The organism is Microbacterium salitolerans (assembly GCF_019720895.1).
GTDB lineage: Bacteria > Actinomycetota > Actinomycetes > Actinomycetales > Microbacteriaceae > Microbacterium.
This window is the reverse complement of the sequence record NZ_JAHKSH010000005.1, coordinates 297,055-315,001: the sequence shown is the minus strand read 5'-3', so window position 1 is coordinate 315,001 and position 17,947 is coordinate 297,055. Positions and strand designations below refer to the sequence as shown.

Annotated in this window: 19 protein-coding genes and 1 riboswitch; of the genes, 6 read left to right on the top strand and 13 right to left on the bottom strand. The window is 70.0% G+C overall.

What is annotated here, in order from left to right; all coding sequences use genetic code 11:
* Window positions 1-101: 101 nt before the first annotated feature.
* Window positions 102-1,505 carry a vanillate/3-O-methylgallate O-demethylase gene (gene ligM, locus KOL93_RS13495; RefSeq protein WP_221585912.1) on the bottom strand — a complete coding sequence of 468 codons (1,404 nt, stop codon included), beginning with the start codon at window positions 1,503-1,505 and terminating at the stop codon, window positions 102-104.
* A gap of 143 nt (window positions 1,506-1,648) precedes the next feature.
* Here ligM and KOL93_RS13490 point away from each other — a divergent pair, with 143 nt between their 5' ends.
* The 4 genes from KOL93_RS13490 to KOL93_RS13475 are packed head-to-tail and all read left to right on the top strand — an operon-like array spanning window position 1,649 to window position 5,170.
* Window positions 1,649-2,404, top strand: coding sequence for a PIG-L deacetylase family protein (locus KOL93_RS13490; RefSeq protein ID WP_221585911.1), 756 nt, complete (start codon window positions 1,649-1,651; stop codon window positions 2,402-2,404).
* Window positions 2,404-3,120, top strand: a complete 717-nt coding sequence (locus KOL93_RS13485; RefSeq protein ID WP_221585910.1) for a 4-carboxy-4-hydroxy-2-oxoadipate aldolase/oxaloacetate decarboxylase — start codon at window positions 2,404-2,406, stop codon at window positions 3,118-3,120. Before KOL93_RS13490 ends, KOL93_RS13485 begins: the two co-directional genes overlap by 1 nt.
* A complete protein-coding gene (locus KOL93_RS13480; protein ID WP_221585909.1) occupies window positions 3,117-4,193 on the top strand; it encodes a 4-oxalomesaconate tautomerase in 1,077 nt (358 codons plus the stop codon). The genes KOL93_RS13485 and KOL93_RS13480 overlap by 4 nt, the downstream gene beginning before the upstream one ends.
* A 23-nt stretch (window positions 4,194-4,216) precedes the next feature.
* Window positions 4,217-5,170, top strand: a complete 954-nt coding sequence (locus KOL93_RS13475) for a VOC family protein (RefSeq protein ID WP_221585908.1) — start codon at window positions 4,217-4,219, stop codon at window positions 5,168-5,170.
* Window positions 5,171-5,325: 155 nt separating this feature from the next.
* Here KOL93_RS13475 and KOL93_RS13470 read toward each other — a convergent pair whose 3' ends face one another.
* A complete protein-coding gene (locus tag KOL93_RS13470) occupies window positions 5,326-5,640 on the bottom strand; it encodes an AzlD domain-containing protein (RefSeq protein WP_221585907.1) in 315 nt (104 codons plus the stop codon).
* Complete coding sequence (locus KOL93_RS13465) at window positions 5,637-6,377, bottom strand: AzlC family ABC transporter permease (protein ID WP_221585906.1); 741 nt, start codon at window positions 6,375-6,377, stop codon at window positions 5,637-5,639. The genes KOL93_RS13470 and KOL93_RS13465 overlap by 4 nt, the downstream gene beginning before the upstream one ends.
* Before the next feature lie 56 nt (window positions 6,378-6,433).
* On the opposite strand from KOL93_RS13465, the gene KOL93_RS13460 reads away from it, so the two are divergent.
* The gene (locus KOL93_RS13460; RefSeq protein WP_221585905.1) at window positions 6,434-6,982 is read left to right on the top strand and encodes a helix-turn-helix domain-containing protein; all 549 of its coding nucleotides are present in this window, start codon (window positions 6,434-6,436) and stop codon (window positions 6,980-6,982) included.
* 173 nt (window positions 6,983-7,155) lie between these two features.
* Here the strand turns inward: KOL93_RS13460 and KOL93_RS13455 are convergent, their stop codons facing one another.
* From KOL93_RS13455 to ribD, 7 genes are all read right to left on the bottom strand, one after another.
* Window positions 7,156-9,105 carry an ABC transporter ATP-binding protein gene (locus KOL93_RS13455; protein ID WP_221585904.1) on the bottom strand — a complete coding sequence of 650 codons (1,950 nt, stop codon included), beginning with the start codon at window positions 9,103-9,105 and terminating at the stop codon, window positions 7,156-7,158.
* Between the two features lie 101 nt (window positions 9,106-9,206).
* Complete coding sequence (locus tag KOL93_RS13450) at window positions 9,207-10,589, bottom strand: MFS transporter (protein WP_221585903.1); 1,383 nt, start codon at window positions 10,587-10,589, stop codon at window positions 9,207-9,209.
* Between the two features lie 223 nt (window positions 10,590-10,812).
* The gene (locus KOL93_RS13445; protein WP_221585902.1) at window positions 10,813-11,163 is read right to left on the bottom strand and encodes a Fe-S protein; all 351 of its coding nucleotides are present in this window, start codon (window positions 11,161-11,163) and stop codon (window positions 10,813-10,815) included.
* Window positions 11,164-11,201: 38 nt separating this feature from the next.
* On the bottom strand, window positions 11,202-11,675 hold the full coding sequence (gene ribH / locus KOL93_RS13440) for a 6,7-dimethyl-8-ribityllumazine synthase (protein WP_221585901.1): 474 nt from the start codon (window positions 11,673-11,675) through the stop codon (window positions 11,202-11,204).
* A 3-nt stretch (window positions 11,676-11,678) separates the two neighbouring features.
* Window positions 11,679-12,962: a GTP cyclohydrolase II gene (gene ribA, locus KOL93_RS13435; RefSeq protein ID WP_221585900.1), complete on the bottom strand. Its 1,284-nt coding sequence runs from the start codon at window positions 12,960-12,962 to the stop codon at window positions 11,679-11,681.
* Window positions 12,959-13,594, bottom strand: a complete 636-nt coding sequence (locus KOL93_RS13430; RefSeq protein WP_221585899.1) for a riboflavin synthase — start codon at window positions 13,592-13,594, stop codon at window positions 12,959-12,961. Before KOL93_RS13430 ends, ribA begins: the two co-directional genes overlap by 4 nt.
* Window positions 13,594-14,613, bottom strand: coding sequence for a bifunctional diaminohydroxyphosphoribosylaminopyrimidine deaminase/5-amino-6-(5-phosphoribosylamino)uracil reductase RibD (gene ribD / locus KOL93_RS13425; RefSeq protein ID WP_221585898.1), 1,020 nt, complete (start codon window positions 14,611-14,613; stop codon window positions 13,594-13,596). The genes KOL93_RS13430 and ribD overlap by 1 nt, the downstream gene beginning before the upstream one ends.
* Before the next feature lie 60 nt (window positions 14,614-14,673).
* A riboswitch (FMN riboswitch) is annotated at window positions 14,674-14,813 on the bottom strand.
* 63 nt (window positions 14,814-14,876) lie between these two features.
* Here ribD and KOL93_RS13420 point away from each other — a divergent pair.
* Window positions 14,877-15,395 carry a GNAT family N-acetyltransferase gene (locus tag KOL93_RS13420; protein WP_221585897.1) on the top strand — a complete coding sequence of 173 codons (519 nt, stop codon included), beginning with the start codon at window positions 14,877-14,879 and terminating at the stop codon, window positions 15,393-15,395.
* Window positions 15,396-15,402: 7 nt separating this feature from the next.
* Here KOL93_RS13420 and KOL93_RS13415 read toward each other — a convergent pair whose 3' ends face one another.
* Genes KOL93_RS13415 through KOL93_RS13405 form a run of 3 tightly spaced genes read right to left on the bottom strand, consistent with a single transcriptional unit; the run spans window position 15,403 to window position 17,947 of the window.
* Entirely contained in the window at window positions 15,403-15,969 is a 567-nt protein-coding gene (locus tag KOL93_RS13415; RefSeq protein ID WP_221585896.1) for a GNAT family N-acetyltransferase, read from the bottom strand.
* The gene (trpS, locus tag KOL93_RS13410; RefSeq protein WP_221585895.1) at window positions 15,962-16,966 is read right to left on the bottom strand and encodes a tryptophan--tRNA ligase; all 1,005 of its coding nucleotides are present in this window, start codon (window positions 16,964-16,966) and stop codon (window positions 15,962-15,964) included. Before trpS ends, KOL93_RS13415 begins: the two co-directional genes overlap by 8 nt.
* Before the next feature lie 9 nt (window positions 16,967-16,975).
* Complete coding sequence (locus tag KOL93_RS13405) at window positions 16,976-17,947, bottom strand: NUDIX hydrolase (protein WP_221585894.1); 972 nt, start codon at window positions 17,945-17,947, stop codon at window positions 16,976-16,978.

Here is a 17,947-nt window from a genome sequence, read left to right as displayed (position 1 = left end):
CTCTCGTCATTGAGATGTGCCCTGGTCTTCCGGCGCGGTCGTTCGACCGCGCCGGGTTCCGATCCGGGGCCGGATCGGAACCCGATGCGCGCTCGCGCGGCTCAGGCGGTGCCGGTCGAGCGCCAGCCGCCCTGGTACTCGAGACGCGCCGTCTCGGCGTAGGGCACGGGGCTGACGATCGCGCGGACGGCGAGCTGCTCGTGCGGCTCGACCGTCGTCTTCTTGGTGCCGCCGTCCGGCTCTCCCCACATCACGGTCACCTCGGCGCCCTCGGGCACGTCGCGGTCGACCGTCGCGAGCGACAGTCCGCGACGCTCCCCGGCGGTCACCCCGGTGAACAGCGACAGTCCGACGTTCGTCCCGCCGGCGTCGAGGACGGCGTCGAAGTTGCTGGATCCGTAGTTCGCGTTCGGCAGGTCGAAGAACTGGTAGGTCGGCCCCGAGCGCTCGATGGGGTTGGCCAGGAGCTTCGCGAGATCCTCGTCGTTCCACGCGAGCGTGACCTTGCGGCGCTGCGCCGACGGGTCGATCTTCTCGAGCGCGTCGCGCCCGATGAAGTCGTGGTCGAACTTCACGAAGGATCCGTAGCCGAGCTCCCAGGGGTTCAGGTAGTAGTCCTCGATGCTCTCGGACACGAAGGATCCGGCCACCGCGTTGATCGCCTCGTAGCTGTTCGCGGGCAGCCACTCGCGGTACGCCCGCTCGGCCTCGCCCGTGTAGATGGCGGGGAGCGGCGAGGGGATCCAGCCCGACTCGAGCGTGTTGGAGGAGTACGCGCGGGATCCGCAGGGCTCGATGCCGAACTCGGTGCCGGCCGCGAGGATCGCGTCGCGGATGCGTCCGTGATCCTCGTAGGGTCCCCACAGTTCGAGGCCGGGGGCTCCCGCCATGCCGTGGCGCAGCGTCCTGACGCGAGTGCCGTCGATCGTGAGTTCGCCCATGCGGAAGAACCTCACCTGCTCGAGAGGGCCGCCGTTGAGCTTCTCGATGACGTCCCACGCCTTCGGGCCCTGGATCTGGAAGCGCCAGTACTCGCGCGTCACGGGCGCGCCATACGGCCGCGAGGGGGAGCGGTCGTCGTACGACCACTCGACGTCGTAGCCGCCGGTCTCCGCGTGGAACTGCAGCCAGTTCGCGCCGGGGGCGCGGCCGACGTAGACGTAGTGGCCCTCCGTCTCGTGGAAGAGGATGCCGTCGCCGATGACGCCGCCGTTCGATGCCGTGGGGACGAACTGCTTCGCCATGCCGACGGGGAAGTTCGCGAAGCTGTTGATCCCCGTCTCGCTCAGGAGCCGGAGTGCGTCAGGCCCGGACACGAAGAAGTTCACCATGTGGTGGGTCTGGTCGTAGAGCACGGCGGTCTCGCGCCACGCCTTCTGCTCGCGGCGCCAGTTCGAGAACTCGCTGGGCACGACCGGATAGATGTAGGTGCCGAGCTGCGAGTTGCGCAGCAGGTCGACGGTGTCGCCGTGGGAATCGAGAAGTTGCTGCAGGTTGTCGGCCATGAGGGCTCCTTGCCGCGTGGACGTCGTTGTCATTCGAGGACGAGCGTACGGGCGCTTCACCTATCTGGGTAGGGAAACCGATCGTCGCCAGAATTGTAGACAAAACCTTGACCAATGCAACAGGGGGCTGTTTGACTTGCGTCATGTCCGACACGCAGCCCTCCCTCCTCGTCGTCAGCGCCCACGCGGGCGACTTCGTCTGGCGGGCCGGCGGCGCCATCGCCTCCGCCTCCCTGCGAGGCGAGAAGGCGACCGTCGTCTGCCTCTCGTACGGGGAGCGGGGTGAGTCCGCCAGCCAGTGGCTCGCCGGCAAGCCGCTCGACGAGATCAAGCAGATCCGTCGTGCCGAGGCGACCGCGGCCGCCCAGGCGCTCGGAGCCGACATCGAGTTCCTCGACGTGGGGGACTACCCGCTCGTCGAATCCCACGAGACCGTTCAGCAGCTGGTCGACGTCATGCGGCGCGTGCAGCCGACGGTCGTCCTGACGCATCCCCTCGCGGACCCGTACAACGGCGATCACCCGACCGCCGCGCGCATGGCGCTGCAGGCGCGCGTGCTGGCGCAGGCGATCGGCGTCGCGAACTCCGACGGCTCGTATCCGACGAAGGACGAGATCATCGGCGCCCCGCCCGTGTTCTTCTTCGAGCCGCACCAGCCCGAGCAGTGCGACTTCAAGCCGAACGTCCTCCTCGATATCACGCCCGCGTTCGAGCGGAAGCGCGCCGCGATGGAGTGCCTGCCCGCGCAGACCCACATGTGGGAGTACTACACGCAGCTCGCGATCCGCCGCGGCGTGCAGGTGCGCCGCAACGCCGGCCCGAACCTCGGTCTCCCGCACGACACGATGGGCGAGGCCTACATGCGGTACTACCCGCAGGTCACGTCGGAGCTCGTCTGATGGGCGAGTTCGGCCGGCGCGGCGTCGTCGTGACCGACATCCGCCGCCCGGATCCCCTCGCCGTCGACCGCCTCGCCGAGTTCGGCGTCGCGACGGCGCACGAGGCGATGGGGCGGCGAGGCCTCGCGGGTCCCGGGATCCGTCCGGTGCAGCAGGGCGCGCGCGTCGCGGGATCCGCGGTCACGGTTCTCGCCTGGCCCGGAGACAACCTGATGATCCACGCCGCGATCGAGCAGTGCCGGGAGGGCGACCTCCTCGTCGTCCAGACGACGTCGCCGTCGACCGACGGCGCCTTCGGCGACCTCTTCGCGACGGCGCTGAAACGCCGAGGGGTGCGCGGCGTCGTCACGACCACGGGCGTGCGCGACACCGCGGATCTGCGCGAGATGGGCTTCCCCGCCTGGTCGCACGGCGTCCACGCGCAGGGCACGGTCAAGGCGACCGCAGGGTCCGTCAACGTTCCCGTCGTCGTCGACGGCATGGTGGTGCGCCCCGGGGACGTCGTCATCGCGGACGACGACGGCGTGTGCTGCGTGCCGATCGACGAGGTCGACGCCACGATCGCCGCGTCGGAGAAGCGCGAGGCGAAGGAGGCCGCCGACCGGGAGGCGTACGGATCCGGCACCGAGCTCAGCCTCGACCGCAAGGGGCTGCGCCCGCTTCTCGACGAGCTCGGCGTGCGCTACATCGCGCAAGAGGAGTTCGACGCGCGATGACCGCCGCCGGGCTGCCGTGCATGCTCCTCCGCGGGGGCACGTCGAAGGGAGCGTACTTCCTCGCCAGCGACCTGCCCGCCGACCCCGGCGAGCGTGACGACCTGCTGCTGCGCGTCATGGGGTCTCCGGATCCGCGGCAGATCGACGGGCTCGGGGGCGGGCACCCGCTGACGTCGAAGGTCGCGGTGGTCGCGCCCTCCGAGGAGTCGGGCGTCGACGTCGACTACCTGTTCCTGCAGGTCGTCGTCGACCAGGCGGTCGTGAGCGACCGCCAGAACTGCGGCAACATCCTCGCGGGGGTCGGCCCCTTCGCGATCGAGCGCGGTCTCGTGTCCGTCGCCGGAGAGACGACGTCCGTGCGGATCCGCCTGCGCAACACCGGATCCATCTGCACGGCGACCGTCGCGACGCCCGGCGGATCCGTCGACTACGACGGCGACCTCGCGATCGACGGCGTGCCGGGGACGGCGGGCGCGATCCCGCTCGACTTCGAGGAGGTCGCCGGATCGTCGACCGGTGGGCTCTTCCCCACGGGGAACCTCGTCGACACGCTCGCCGGCACGCGTGCGACGTGCGTCGACGGCGGCATGCCCACGGTGATCCTGCGCGCCGACGATCTCGGCGTGACGGGCGACGAGAGCCCCGAGGAGCTCGAATCCGACGCGACCCTCACCGCGCGCGTCGAACGGATCCGTCTCGCCGCCGGTCGTGCGATGGGTCTCGGCGACGTCGCCGACGCGACCATGCCGAAGATGGTGCTCGCATCGGCGCCGGTCCAGGGTGGCGCCATCGCCACGCGCAGCTTCATCCCGCACCGGGTGCACACGTCGATCGGCGTGCTCGGAGCGATCTCTGCCGCCGCGGGACTGATCCCCGAGGGAACCGTCGCGCACGATCTCGTGTCGCCGCCCGGCTCCGGGGATCCGTTCGCCCTGGAGCACCCCACCGGGCGCTTCGCCGTCGAGGTCGTCGTCGACCAGGCCGAGGACGGCTGGACCCTCACCCGCGCGGCCGCGCTGCGCACCGCACGCAAGATCTTCGAGGGCGCGGTCTTCCCGCGCCCCCGCACCTGAGCCTGAGTCAGAGAGGACCCACCATGACCGATTACACCTCATTCGACGTCGCGCACCTGGGCAACGTCGAGCTGTTCACTCCGAAGTTCGACGAGAGTCTGTTCTTCTTCCGCGACCTGCTCGCAATGCGCGTCGTCGCCGAGGAGGGCGACAGCGTGTACCTGCGCACGTGGGACGAGTATGAGCTCTACACGATCAAGCTCACGGCGAAGAAGGACGCCGCCGGCGTCGGCCGGACGAACGTGCGCGCCTCCAGCCAAGAGGCCCTCGAGCGCCGCGTCGCCGCGATCGAGCAGACGGGGCTCGGGTCCGGCTGGACTGACGGCGAGGTCGGGACCGGACCCACCTATCTCTTCCGTGATCCCGACGGCCACGAGCTCGGCATCTACTACGAGACCGAGCGCTATGTCGCAGGCGAGGACGACCGGCCCGCCCTCAAGAACCAGGCGTCGATGTTCCCGGGGCGCGGCGTCAACGCGCGTCGTCTCGATCACATCAACTTCCTCGGCAAGGACGTCGAGGCCAACGGCGCCTTCCTGCGCGATGCGCTGGGCATGCGCGAGAGCGAGCGGATCCGGCTCGACAACGGGAAGTTCGCCGCCTGGTGGTTCCACTTCGGGCTCAAGTCGTACGACATTGTCTACAGCGACGATTGGACCAAGCACGGCAACCGCCTGCACCACATCGCGTTCGCGCCCGACACCCGCGAGGACATCCTCAAGGCCGCCGACATCTTCCTTGAGAACGGCATCCACATCGAGTCCGGTCCCCACAAGCACGCCATCAACCAGACGTTCTTCCTGTACGTCTGGGAGCCGGGCGGCAACCGCATCGAGTTCGCCAACGCGGGCGCTCGGCTCCTCCTCGACCCCGACCAGCCCGTCGTCGAGTGGTCCGAGGAGGAGCGCAAGAAGGGGCAGGCCTGGGGCATGAAGACGATCGAGAGCTTCCACACCCACGGCACGCCCGTGGTGTAGGTCGTCTGGAGGTCGCTGCACTCCCGTGAGGTCCGCTTCGCTCGTCACCGTGCGGTGGCGCTCCGCTCGCATCCAGGTGACGCCCGTGACCTTTCCTCCGCGCGGGAAGGGTCACGGGCGTCACCTGGACGCGTCGTGCTCCGCGCCTGCGGGGCTCACGCCGCGAGCCCGAAGCCTCTGAGCACCGCGGCGGCGACAGCCGCGGCCAGCACTACGACGAGGAACGGCGCGCGCAGCCACAGCAGGATCCCCGCCACGCCCAGCGCAGGAAGGCGGGCGTCCAGGACGACGGCCATGCCGGATCCCACGGTCTGCACGGCGACGAGGGCGCCGAGCAGTCCCACGGTGAGCAGATCGACCGTCCGCGCGGTGCGCACGCCTTCGAGCCAGCGAGCCGGAACGAGGTAGCCGACCTGCTTGAGGGCGCCGCACGCGAGGGCGGCGACGATCACGGCGAGCCACATCGTCATGCGCGCGCCTCCCGCCGCGGGGTCGCGCCCCACCAGTTGAACCACCCGACGAGGATCGCGACCACGGCGGCGAGGAGCACGGGGATCCCCGGCACGAGCCAGGGAGTCGCGGTCGCCGCGACGACGGCGGACGCGACGCCGGTGGCGACCGCCTGTCGCGACCGGAGCCGGGGCCACAGCAGGGCGAGGAACGCCGCGGCCGCGGCCGCGTCCAGACCGTAGGCGCGCACGTCGCCCAGCACGTCGCCGAGGAGCGCGCCGGCGAGCGTCGTGACGTTCCACCCGATGAAGATGGCGATGCCGGTCACCCAGAACCCGGTGCGGCGGGCGCGGGGCCCCTCCTGCGCGAGCGAGACCGCCGTCGACTCGTCGATCGTGAAGTGCGCCGCCGCGATCCGGTGCCACCAGCTCAGCCCGATGACGGGGTTCATGCGCACCGCGTAGGCGGTGTTGCGCACACCGAGGAGGACCGCAGAGGCGATCGCAGTGGGTGCGGCCGCCAGCCCTCCCGAGGCGATCACGCCGATGAAGGCGAACTGGGATCCGCCCGTGAACATGAGCAGGCTGAGCGCGCAGGCCTGCCAGACGTCGAGGCCCGCAGTGACGGCGAGCGCGCCGAAGGACACGCCGTAGGCGCTGGTGGCGACGGCGACGGCGACTCCGTCGCGCCAGGCCCGTCGCTCGGCGGCAGATGTCACCTCGACAACCGTTCGTTCTGATGAACACACAGTCACCATTCTGAACGGCGTATCGAAGTCCGTCAATCCGAACGATCGTTTGCGACAATGAACGGATGGAGGATCTCGGAGCACGGATCTCACGCACGCTGCGACGCGAGCGAGAATCGGCGGGCCTCTCGGTCTCCGAGCTGGCGCGACGCGCGAACGTGTCGAAGGCGACCGTGTCCCAGCTCGAGAACGGCGCAGGCAATCCCAGCGTGGAGACGCTCTGGGCGCTCGGCGTCGCACTCGGCGTGCCGTTCGCCGTGCTCGTCGACGAGCCGGCGAGCGCGCCGACCCTCATCCGCGCGGCGGAACGCGGCAGCGTGCCGTCGGCGGCCGCCGAGTACGCGGCGACGCTGCTGTCCGCCAGCCCTCCGGGCGCCAGGCGCGACATCTACGTGCTCCAGGCGGACCCCGGGGAGCCGCGCCTGTCGGATCCGCACCACCCCGGCACGAGGGAGCACGTCATCCTCATGACGGGCCGCGCGGCCATCGGCCCGGCCGACGCTCCCGTCGAGCTGTTCCCCGGCGACTATCTCTCCTACCCCGGCGACGCCCCGCACATCTTCGACGCGCAAGAGCCCGGCACGGCGGCGGTCCTCATCTCCGAGCTGCGCTGACGGCGCGAGGTCGTGTCGCCTCTGTCCGCGCGATGCGAAGGTGCGGATCCGCTCGGGTGACGCGCGCGACCTATCCGCTGCCGATCACGGGTCGTCTCGGTCACTCGAATGGGGGGCGGATCTGTTCGAGTGACGCCCGCGACCCTTCCCGCGCGGATGAAGGGTCGCCTGCGTCATACGAGCAGCTGGTGCCTCGCGAGCTCGCGGTACAGCGGGGTGGTCTCGAGGAGCTCCGCGTGGGTGCCCTGGCCGATGACCTCGCCGCGTTCGAGGACGACGATCCGGTCGCTGTCGACGACCGTCGAGAGACGATGGGCGATGACGATCAGCGTGCGGCCCGCCGCGACGGCGTCGATCGCCTCGCGCATGCGCTGCTCGTTGACGCCGTCGAGCGACGACGTCGACTCGTCGAGGAGCAGGATCGGCGGCGCGGCGAGCAGCGCGCGGGCGATCGCGAGGCGCTGGCGCTCACCACCCGACAGCATGACGCCGTCCTCGCCGACCGGGGTGTCGATGCCCTGCGGCGACCGGTCGACCACGTGCCCGAGGTTGACCGCGCGCAGCGCGCGGTCGCACGCCTCGTCGGAGGAATCGGGCGACGCGAGCCGGAGGTTGTCGGCGAGGGAGCCGGCGAGCGTCGGCGCATCCTGCTCGACGTAGCCGAACTGCGCGCGGAGCGCCGTTCGAGGGAGGTCGCGGATGTCGCGGCCGTGCAGGCGGATCTCGCCGGCCGTCGCGTCGTAGAAGCGCTCGATGAGCGACAGGATCGTCGACTTGCCCGCGCCGGACGGACCGACGAGCGCGACACGGGATCCGGCCGGGACGTCGAACGAGATTCCGCGCAGCACGTCCTCGGCGGTGGCGGTGTCGTCGATGTCGGCGTCGAGATGGGCATCGCCCGCCGACTCGCGCACCTCGCGGGTCGCCTTCAGGCGTGCTTCGACGACGTTCTCCGGGTAGCGGAAGCGCACCTCGCGAAATGCGATCGCGGGGGTGTCCTCGGCCTCCCCGGAACGCCCTGCAGTCGATGCCGTGGTCGATGAGGGCGACGCGGCGTCCGTCGGCGCCTCGGGCCCTCGGATCGACGGCGTCGTGCTGTCGCGCACCCGATCGTCCGCGTCTTCCTCGGGCAGGTCGAGGATCTCCTGGATCCGGCCGAGTGCCCCGAGCGCCTGGCTGACGCTCGTGAGTGCGCCGAACGCACTGGCGAGCGGCATGATCATGAGGAAGAGGAACATCGCGAACGTCACGAGCGAGGCGACGGACACGGCTCCCGACGCGACGCGCATGCCTCCCACACCCAGCACCACGAGAAGCGATACCTGCACGGCGACACCTGCGACGGGGACGACGAGCGCCGACGCCCGGGCGACGTCGAGGCCTGCGCGGAACGCCTCGGTCGCCGACCTCGTCACGGTCTCCTGTTCGCGATCCGTCGCTCCCGCGGCGCGCACGGTGCGGATGGATCCGATCACCCGCTCGACGCCGCTCGAGAGCTCGCCGACCTGCGCCTGCTGGCGGCTCGTGGCGGACCGGATCCGGCCGGACAGCGCGACGACCGCGCCGATCGCGAGCGCGAGCACGCCGACGATCGTGGCGAGGAGGACGGGATCGATGACGAGCATCGCGATGACGGCGCCGACGAAGATCAGCACGTTGCCGACGCTGTCGGCGAGGCCCTGCGTGAGCACGGCGTAGAGCATCGTCGTGTCGGTCCCGACGCGGCTCACGAGATCGCCCGTGCGGCGGGCGTCGAACTCGCTGATCGGCAGGTGCAGAATCCGGCGGATCAGCTGCCGACGGCTCGAGAAGACGACCGCCGTGCCGGTGCGCTGCAGCAGGTAGTGCTGGTAGGCGCTGACGATCGACGAGATGACGACGAAGCCCACGAGCCCCCAGATGAGCCAGCCGAGGGGATCCTGCGACTGCACGCGTGCGATCACCTCGCCGATCACGACCGGCTGCACGAGGGTGAAGAGCGCCCCGACGACCGACAGGATCGCGACGAGCACGATGATGCCGCGGTTCTCGAAGACGAAGGGCATCAGCTGGCGCAGCGAGGCGCGCGGACCGTCGTCGGTCTGCGGGCGGGCGAAGGGGGAGCGGCGTCGTGTCTCGGGCATCGCGTCTATTCTCGCGCGTTCGGACGCGACGCCGTGCCAGACAGATGAGAGGGGCGTGCGGATCCGCTGAGATCCGCACGCCCCGTCAGAACATCAGCGCATCATTCGACGTCCATGCGGGCGTCCTTCGTCTCCTTGCTGAGGATCACGGCGACGAGCGTGAGCACCGCGGCTCCGGCGAGGTAGACGCCGACGAGCCACGGGTTGCCGTCGCCGAGGCTCCACAGCCACACGGCGATGATCGGCGCGAGCGCGGCGCCGAGGATCGACGACACGTTGTATGCGACGGCGGATCCGGTGTAGCGCACGTTCGTCGGGAAGAGCTCGGGCAGGAGCGCGCCCATCGGGCCGAACGAGAGGCCCATCAGGAGGAAGCCGAACACAAGGAACGCCTGCACGAGCGCGCCCGTGAACATGTCGCTGTCCTGCGGAGTCAGGAACACCGTGTACGTCAGTCCGAACACGATGATCGCGGAGGTCACCCAGATGAGCAGGCGGCGTCGCCCGATCGAGTCGGCGAGCGGACCGGATATGAGCGTGAAGATGCCGAAGAACACGACGCCGATGATCTGCATCAGAACGAAGTCGGTGCGCGCGAAGCCGAGCCCCGGCGTCGCGGCATCGGTCGGCGTCGTGCCGAACGAGAGCGTGAAGCTCGTCATGAGGTAGAAGAGCACGTACGTCGCCAGCATGATGAACGTGCCGAGAAGCAGCTGCTTCCAGTACTTCTGGAAGACGTAGCCGACCGGCACCTTCTTGATCTCGCCCTTCGTCTCGGCTTTCTGGAAGGCATCGGACTCGACGAGCTTGAGGCGCACCCACAGGCCGACGATGACCATGACGGCCGAGAAGAGGAAGGGGATCCGCCAGCCCCAGGCGAGGAACGCCTCGCTGGCCGCGCCGTCCTCTCCGGGCAGGCCGAAGTTGATGGCGAGGAAGAGGGCGTTCGCGATGATGAACCCGATCGGAGCGCCGAGCTGCGGGAACGTGCCGTAGAGGGCGCGCTTGCCCTCCGGGGCGTTCTCCGTCGCGACGAGCGCCGCTCCCGACCACTCGCCGCCGAGCGCGAAGCCCTGTGCGAGGCGGCAGAGCAGCAGCAGGAACGCCGCCCACGCGCCGATCTCGTTGTGCGTCGGCAGGAGACCGATGATGAACGTCGCGATGCCCATCGTCAGCAGCGAGGCGACGAGCGTGCCCTTGCGTCCGAACTTGTCGCCGAAGTGCCCGAAGACGACGGCGCCGACCGGGCGGGCGACCATCGCGGCGCCGAACACGCCGAACGACGCGAGCAGCGCGGTCGTGTCGTTGCCGGTCGGGAAGAAGAGGACGGGGAAGACGAGCGCGGCCGCCGTGGCGTACGCATAGAAGTCGTAGAACTCGATGGTCGTGCCGACGAGGCTTGCGGTGATGACGCGGCCGCGGGAGTTCAGGGGCTTGTTCGCAGGGCGAGGATCCGCGCCGGGCGCGGAAGCAGTCGTGGTCATGATCTACCTGAGGTGCGGTGGGTGGGACCGACTCCGGCCCGAAGCGGGCCGAGAATCGCAGAAAGCGCCGGCCGTGAAGCCGACGCGCAGACACCCAGGTTAATCGCGGGTGAAGCAGAATGAGAAACGCGCCCGGACCCCAGCGATCTGCAGGAGGGGAACCGGGCGCGCTTCGTGCGCACCGATGAGCAGAATGCTCAGTGCATACAGAATATTTGCAGCATCACCACAGGACGGCAAGGGCTGCATTGAGCACCGTGAGGATGCCGATGAGCCAGAAGAGGGCGGCGGGCACCTCGCCCGTGCGCTTCTGACGTGCGCCCCCGATGCCGAGCAGGGCGCCGATCACGATGACGACGACGAGCTTGACGCCGATCTTCATGTAGTTCGGGTCGCCGTCGAGGCCCCACGGTGCCGCCAGGGCGAGTCCTGCGACGAGCGCGATCGCCAGACCCCAGTGCATGATTCGCGTGATCTCGCGGCGGCCGCTCGCGGCCTCGACGATCCACGATCCGAACAGGGTGGCGAAGCCGATGAGGTGCACGAGGACGACGACGCTGCGAAGGATCTCCATGTCTTCGACTCTACGTAGAAATCGAGCGTCGCGAAACGTCAGGCGCTGAGATCACGAAGAGCCAGGACCGCGCGCACGGCCGCGTCGGCGGCTTCGAAGCCCTTGTCCTCCTTCGACCCGTCGATGCCCGCGCGGTCGAGGCCCTGCTGCTCGTCGTCGATCGTGAGCACGCCGAATCCGACGGGTTTTCCGGCGTCGAGTGCGACGCGCGTCAGTCCGTCGGTCGTCGCCGACGCGATGTACTCGAAGTGAGGCGTGCCGCCGCGGATGATGACGCCGAGCGTCACGACGGCGTCCGCACCCTGCGCGAGGGCGCGCTGCGCGACGACGGCGAGCTCGAAGGCCCCCGCCACGCGCACGACACGGTAGTCAGCGTTCGCCTGCTCGAGCATTCGCTCGGATCCCGCGAGGAGGGCGTCCGCAATGCGCGCGTGCCACGTGCCCGCGACGACGACCACCCGGATTCCGGTGGCGTCGACTCCGCCCTGCTGAGGCTGTCCCGTTCCTGCCACGTCTTATGCTCCCTCGTGCATGCGAGCGACGGCCGCCTGCATCTCGGCCTCGCCGAGGATGTGGCCCATGCGGTCGCGCTTCGTCTCCAAGTACTGGTGGTTGTTGGGCCCGACGCCCACGATGAGCGGCACCTGCTCGACCACATCGATGCCGAAGCCCCGCAGCTGCGTGACCTTGTCGGTGTTGTTCGTCAGGAGGCGCAGCTGTTCGACGCCGAGATCGGCGAGGATCGATGCCGCCGCCGCGTAGTCGCGCGCATCGGCGGGGAGGCCCAGCTCGGTGTTGGCGTCGAGCGTGTCGAAGCCGCGCTCCTGCAGCGCATAGGCGCGGAGCTTGTTGATGAGACCGATGCCGCGGCCCTCATGGCCGCGCATGTAGATCACGATGCCGCCGCGCTGAGCCACCGTTTCGAGCGCGGCATCCAGCTGCGGACCGCACTCGCACTTCAGGGATCCGAGAGCCTCGCCCGTCAGACACTCCGAATGCACGCGCACGAGCGGGGCGGGGGCCGTCAGGTCGCCGGAGACGATCGCCAGGTGATCCGTTCCCGTCGCGCGATCCCTGTATGCCAGGAAGCGCATATCTCCGTGGCGCGTCGGAACCGTCGTCTCGGCGCGCAGGCTGACCGAGCGGCTGGCCGTCTCGGCGGTCGGCTGCGGATCCACCTCGTCGAGGTAGGCGGCCAGCTGCTCGATCGTGATGACGGGGACGCCCTCGGCGTGGCCCATCTCGAGCAGGCCGGGCAGGCGCATCATCTCGCCGTCGTCCGCGATGACCTCCCCGATCACGCCGACCGGTGCGAGGCCCGCGAGCACCATGAGGTCGACGGCCGCTTCGGTATGACCCGCACGCTGGCGCACGCCTCCCGGCATGGCGCGCAGAGGGAGGATATGGCCGGGGCGGATGACGCTCTCGGGCGTCGCGTCGGGATCTGCCAGCACGTTCAGTGTGCGCGACCGATCGCTCGCGCTGATGCCCGTCGTCACGCCGGACGCCGCGTCGACCGACACCGTGTAGGCCGTGCTGCGGGAGTCCTCGTTGCGGGTGACCATGGGAGGCAGGTCGAGGCGATCTGCCCACTCCTGCGGCATCGGCGCGCAGAGGTAGCCCGAGGTGTACCGGACCATCCAGGCGATCTGCTCCGGCCGGGCGAGCTGAGCCGAGAGGATCACGTCGCCCTCGTTCTCGCGCTTCTCGTCGTCGGCGACCATCACCGGCAGGCCCGCGCGCAGCGCGGCGAGGGCCTCGTCGATCGTCGAGAGCGGGGGCAGGGCGTCGATGCTCATCGCGCGGATCCTTCTGTTGCGGGAGTGTTCGAGAACGCCACAAGGCGCTGCACGTGGCGGGCGAGGATGTCGGTCTCGACGTTGAGGGAATCGCCCGGGCGGCGCTCACCGAACGTCGTGGCGCGGAGCGTCTCGGGGATGAGCGAGACCTCGAGCCAGGGCCGGGGGGCGCCTGCCTCGCTGACGGCGCTCACGGTGAGGGACGTGCCGTCGAGGGTGATGGATCCCTTGTCGACGACGAGCGGTGCCAGCTCGTGCGGGATCTCGACGCGCACGACCTGCCATTCTTCGCCGGGGCGGACCTCGACGATGGCTCCGGTGCCGTCGATGTGCCCCTGCACGATGTGCCCGCCGAGGCGGCCGCCCGACGCGAGTGCGCGCTCGACGTTGACGTGCGCGCCGGGCGCGACGCGATCGAACGTCGACATATCGATCGTCTGCTTCATGACGTCGGCGGTGAAGCCCTCGTCCGTCCACTCGATCACGGTGAGGCAGACGCCGCTGATCGCGATCGAGTCGCCATGGCGCACGCCTTCGACGGCCTTCGGCGCGCGGATCGTGAGGCGCACGCCGTCGCCCGACGGCTCGACGGCCGTGACGCGACCGATCTCCTCGATGATTCCGGTGAACATCAGTGGGTCTCTCCTTCGGGCAGAGCGATGACGAGCAGGTCGTCGCCGAGTCGTTCGACGGCGTCGATCGCGAGGCGTCGCTGTCCCGCGATCGTCTCGACGCCGAGGTCTGTCAGGGCGGCCCGGGGGCCGCCGATGAGGGTCGGTGCGATGTAGGCGAGCACGCGATCCGCCAGGCCCGCCGCGAGAAACGCGCTCGCCAGCGTCGGCCCGCCCTCGACGAACACGCGGTGCAGGCCGCGATCGGCGAGATCGTCGAGAACGGCGGCCAGGTCGTGGGTGCGGTGGACGATCGGGGCGTGCGGATGCCGACGGATCCGCGCGTCCGCGGGCACCTCACGGGATCCGATGATCACCGGAACCGGCTGGTGAGGGAGCAGCTGCTCGCCGTCGCGCGCGGTGAGCGCGGGGTCGTCGGCCAGCACGGTGCCGGTGCCGGCGACGATCGCGTCGGCTTCCGCGCGCCGGCGGTGCACGTCGGCGCGCGCGACGGGGCCGGTGATCCACTGGCTCGACCCATCCGCCGCAGCGGCGCGGCCATCGAGGCTCTGCGCCCACTTGACCGTGACATGAGGGCGTCCGAGACGCCGAGCGGTGAGCCAGGGATCCAGGAACGCACGCGCCTCGTCTTCGAGGGCGCCGCCCTCGACCTCGATGCCCGCCGCGCGCAGGCGGGCGGCGCCGCCGCCCTCGTGCTCGCCCGGATCGTCGAGCGCGTAGACCACCCGCGCCACGCCGGCCGCGATGAGGGCCTCCGTGCAGGGGCCGGTGCGGCCCGTGTGGCTGCAGGGCTCGAGCGTGACGATGGCTGTTGCGCCTCGCGCATCGCCGTGCGCCAGGTGCGACAGGGCGTCGACTTCGGCGTGCGCGGTGCCCGCGCCGTGGTGCCACCCCTCGGCGATCACGTCGCCGCCGGGGGACAGGATGACAGCGCCCACCTGGGGGTTGCGCGTCTGCCGACCGCGTGCGGCGAGCTCCAGCGCGCGACGCATCGCGGCGATCTCCACCGAACCGGCCATCCGTGAACCCTTCCGTCTGAGACGGCGCCGGGGGTTACGGAAGAAGCCCACAGGGCTTCGCCGTGCTGCCTCCCATCCGGACTGATCTGGCTGCTGCCAGCATCACCGTCGGTTCCGGAATCCCACCGGATCAGCCCCTCAGACGAGGAGCTCGCGGACTGTCACCGCCGGTTCGGATTCTCACCGACCCCGGAGCACGTGCTGCCCTCAGCCTAACGCGCCTTTGCTGCAGGTATTCCCGGGCGCCGCAATACGCTGGACAGATGACTCCCGACCGCCGGACCCCGCACGACACCGCTCGCCTGAGCTTCCGCGAGATGACGATCGAGGACCTCGACGCGATGGCCGCGCTCCTCGGCGATCCGCGTGTGATGGAGTTCTATCCCGCGCCGAAGTCCCGTGACGAGGCTGCCGAGTGGATCCGTCGCATGCAGGAGCGCTACGCGGAGCACGGCTTCGGACTGTGGATCATCGAGATGCTCGACGGGACGTTCGTCGGCGACTGCGGCCTCACGTGGCAGAAGACCAACGGCCGCGATGTGCTCGAGGTGGGGTATCACGTGCGGCCGGAGCATCAGGGGCAGGGGCTGGCGACGGAGGCCGCGCGTGCGTGCCTAGAGGAGGCGCGGCGCCGTTTCGCGCCGACCGAGCTCACGGCGATCATCCATCCGGAGAACGCCGCATCCCGCGGTGTCGCCGAGAATCTCGGCATGACGCACACCGAGGACGACCACGGTCACGACTGGATCGTGCGCACCGTCATGTCCGTGCCGGTGCGCTGAGCTCGAGCTACAGCCCCCAGGCGGACTCCGTGCGGGGGTCGGACGACAGCAGTCCGGCGATCCAGCCGTCGGTGCGACCGTGGGATCCGCCTGCGCCGTGGTGGGCAAGGCCCATCCGTCGCGTGCCCTCGAGCTGGAAGCCGAGCTTCTGTGCGACGCGTGCCGACGCCGTGTTGCCCACGACGGCATGCCATTCGAGGCGCTCGAGCCGCATCGGGCCGAACGCGAACTCGACGACGGCGCGCGCGGCCTCGGTCGTGTATCCCTGCCCGCGCCCGGCGGGCGCCGTCCAGTAGCCGAGCTCGGCCGCGCCGTCCTTGATGCGGTGGAGACCCACCATGCCGACGAGCTCGTCGCCCGCGCGCATCGCCCACACGTGCTCGGCGCCCGAGTCCCACCAGTCTGCGACGAGCCCGACGAAGGTCTCGGCGTCGTCGCGCGTGTACGGCGACGGGACGGTCGTGTACTTCTGGATCAGCGGATCCTGACACGCGTCGAAGATCGCGTCGACATCGTCCGGTCCGGGGACGGTGAGGAACAGGCGAGGTGTGCGGAGGGGGACCGGGTCACCCACGGCGCAGGAGTCCGACGCGGTCGTACACGGCCGACAGCGTCTCCTCGGCGGCGGTCGCCGCCCGATCGGCGTTGGCGGCGAGCGTGCGGTCGAGTTCGGCCGGATCCTCGAGGAGTTCGAGGGCACGCGCGCGCACCGGTTCGAACTCGGCCACGACGACATCGCGCAGGCCCTTCTTGAAGTCGCCGTACCCGCGACCGGCGTACTCGTCCTCGATCGCCGAGATCTCGCGCCCCGTGAGGGCCGCGTAGATCGACAGGAGATTGGCCACACCGGGCTTGGTCTCCCGGTCGTAGCGCACGACGCCGTCGCTGTCGGTGACCGCGCGCATGATCTTCTTCGCCGTGACGTTCACGTCGTCGAGCAGGTAGAGCACACCCGCCTGCGACTCTGCCGACTTCGACATCTTCGACGTCGGGTCCTGCAGGTCGTAGATGCGCGCCGTCTCCTTCTGGATGACGGGCTCCGGCACGGTGAACGTCTCGCCGAAGCGCGCGTTGAAGCGCTCGGCGAGGTTGCGGGTCAGCTCGACGTGCTGCTTCTGGTCGTCGCCGACCGGCACGGCCTCCGTCTGGTAGAGCAGGATGTCGGCCGCCATCAGCACGGGGTAGGTGAACAGCCCGACGCTCGCCTGGTCGGAGCCGTATCGCTGCGACTTGTCCTTGAACTGGGTCATCCGGCCGGCCTCGCCGAAGCCCGTGATCGTCGAGAGGATCCACGCCAGCTCGGCGTGCGCGGGCACCTGCGACTGCACGTAGAGCGTCGACTTCGATGGCTCGATGCCGGCGGCGATGTACTGTGCGGCGGTGCGACGCGTCTTCTCGCGCAGCTGGACCGGATCCTGCGGCACGGTGATGGCGTGCAGGTCGACGACGGTGAAGAACGCGTCGTACTCCTCCTGCATGTCGCGCCACTGCATGAGCGCGCCGATGTAGTTGCCGATCTGGAGCGAGTCGGCGGAGGGCTGCATGCCGGAGAAGAGTCGTGCTTTGGTCACGCGCCCAGCCTAGGCGGTCGAAGCGTGCGACTCGATCGCGACGATGCCGTGCGACGGATCCGCGCGGGATACGTGCACGACCGTGAAGGCCCCCGTGCGGAGAGACGCCGCCGCCGACAGCTCGCGCGAGAACGGCGTCGAGGTGGCCTCGGCGATCGCCTCCATCAGCTGCGGGATCACGGGCCCGTGCGAGCACAGGACGGCGGGCTTGGCCTTGCGGATCCGCTTGTCGACGATCGACGGCACGTCGCCATCCGAGCGCTCCCACGCGTCCTGGCTGATGAGGTCGGTGTCGTGGATGCGCTGACCGAGGGCGCGCGAGACGGGGGTGACGGTCTGCACGCAGCGCCGCGCCGTGGAGGAGATGATGCGGCGCACGCCGAACGCGCGCAGGGGGCCGACGGCTCCGTGGGCCTGCTTCTCTCCGCGCGGCGTGAGGGCGCGCTCCGCGTCGGATGCGGCGGACGACAGCGATTCCGCCTGGCCGTGGCGCATCAGCACCAGGGCGAAGGTGCCGAGCCCGCCCGCCGCGACGAGCTGCTCGAAGCCGTCGAGGACCTGGCGATCGATCGGGTAACTGAGCTTCTTCCGCGCCTTGCCAGGGGTGACCCACTGGAGGGCCGAGATCTCCTTGTTGGGCTGGAAGGTGGAGGCCTTGAGCGCCTCGGGCGTCGTCTCGACGGCCCAGTACTGCACGACCTTCTCGCGCCCGGAGGGCATGTGGTACTGCACGGTGCCGAGCGACGGACCGAGGGATCCGCGCACGCCCGTCTCCTCCTCGAGCTCCCGCACGGCCGTCTCGGGCAGCGTCTCGCCCGGATCGACCTTGCCCTTCGGGAAGGACACGTCGCGGAACTTCGTGCGCTCGACGAGCAGCACGAGGAGCCGGTCGCCCTCGTATCGCCACATCACCCCGCCGGCCGCGTACACCGTCGACTTCTGGCGAGTCCGGGACGAGGATCCGGTGCGTGCGCTCGCCAT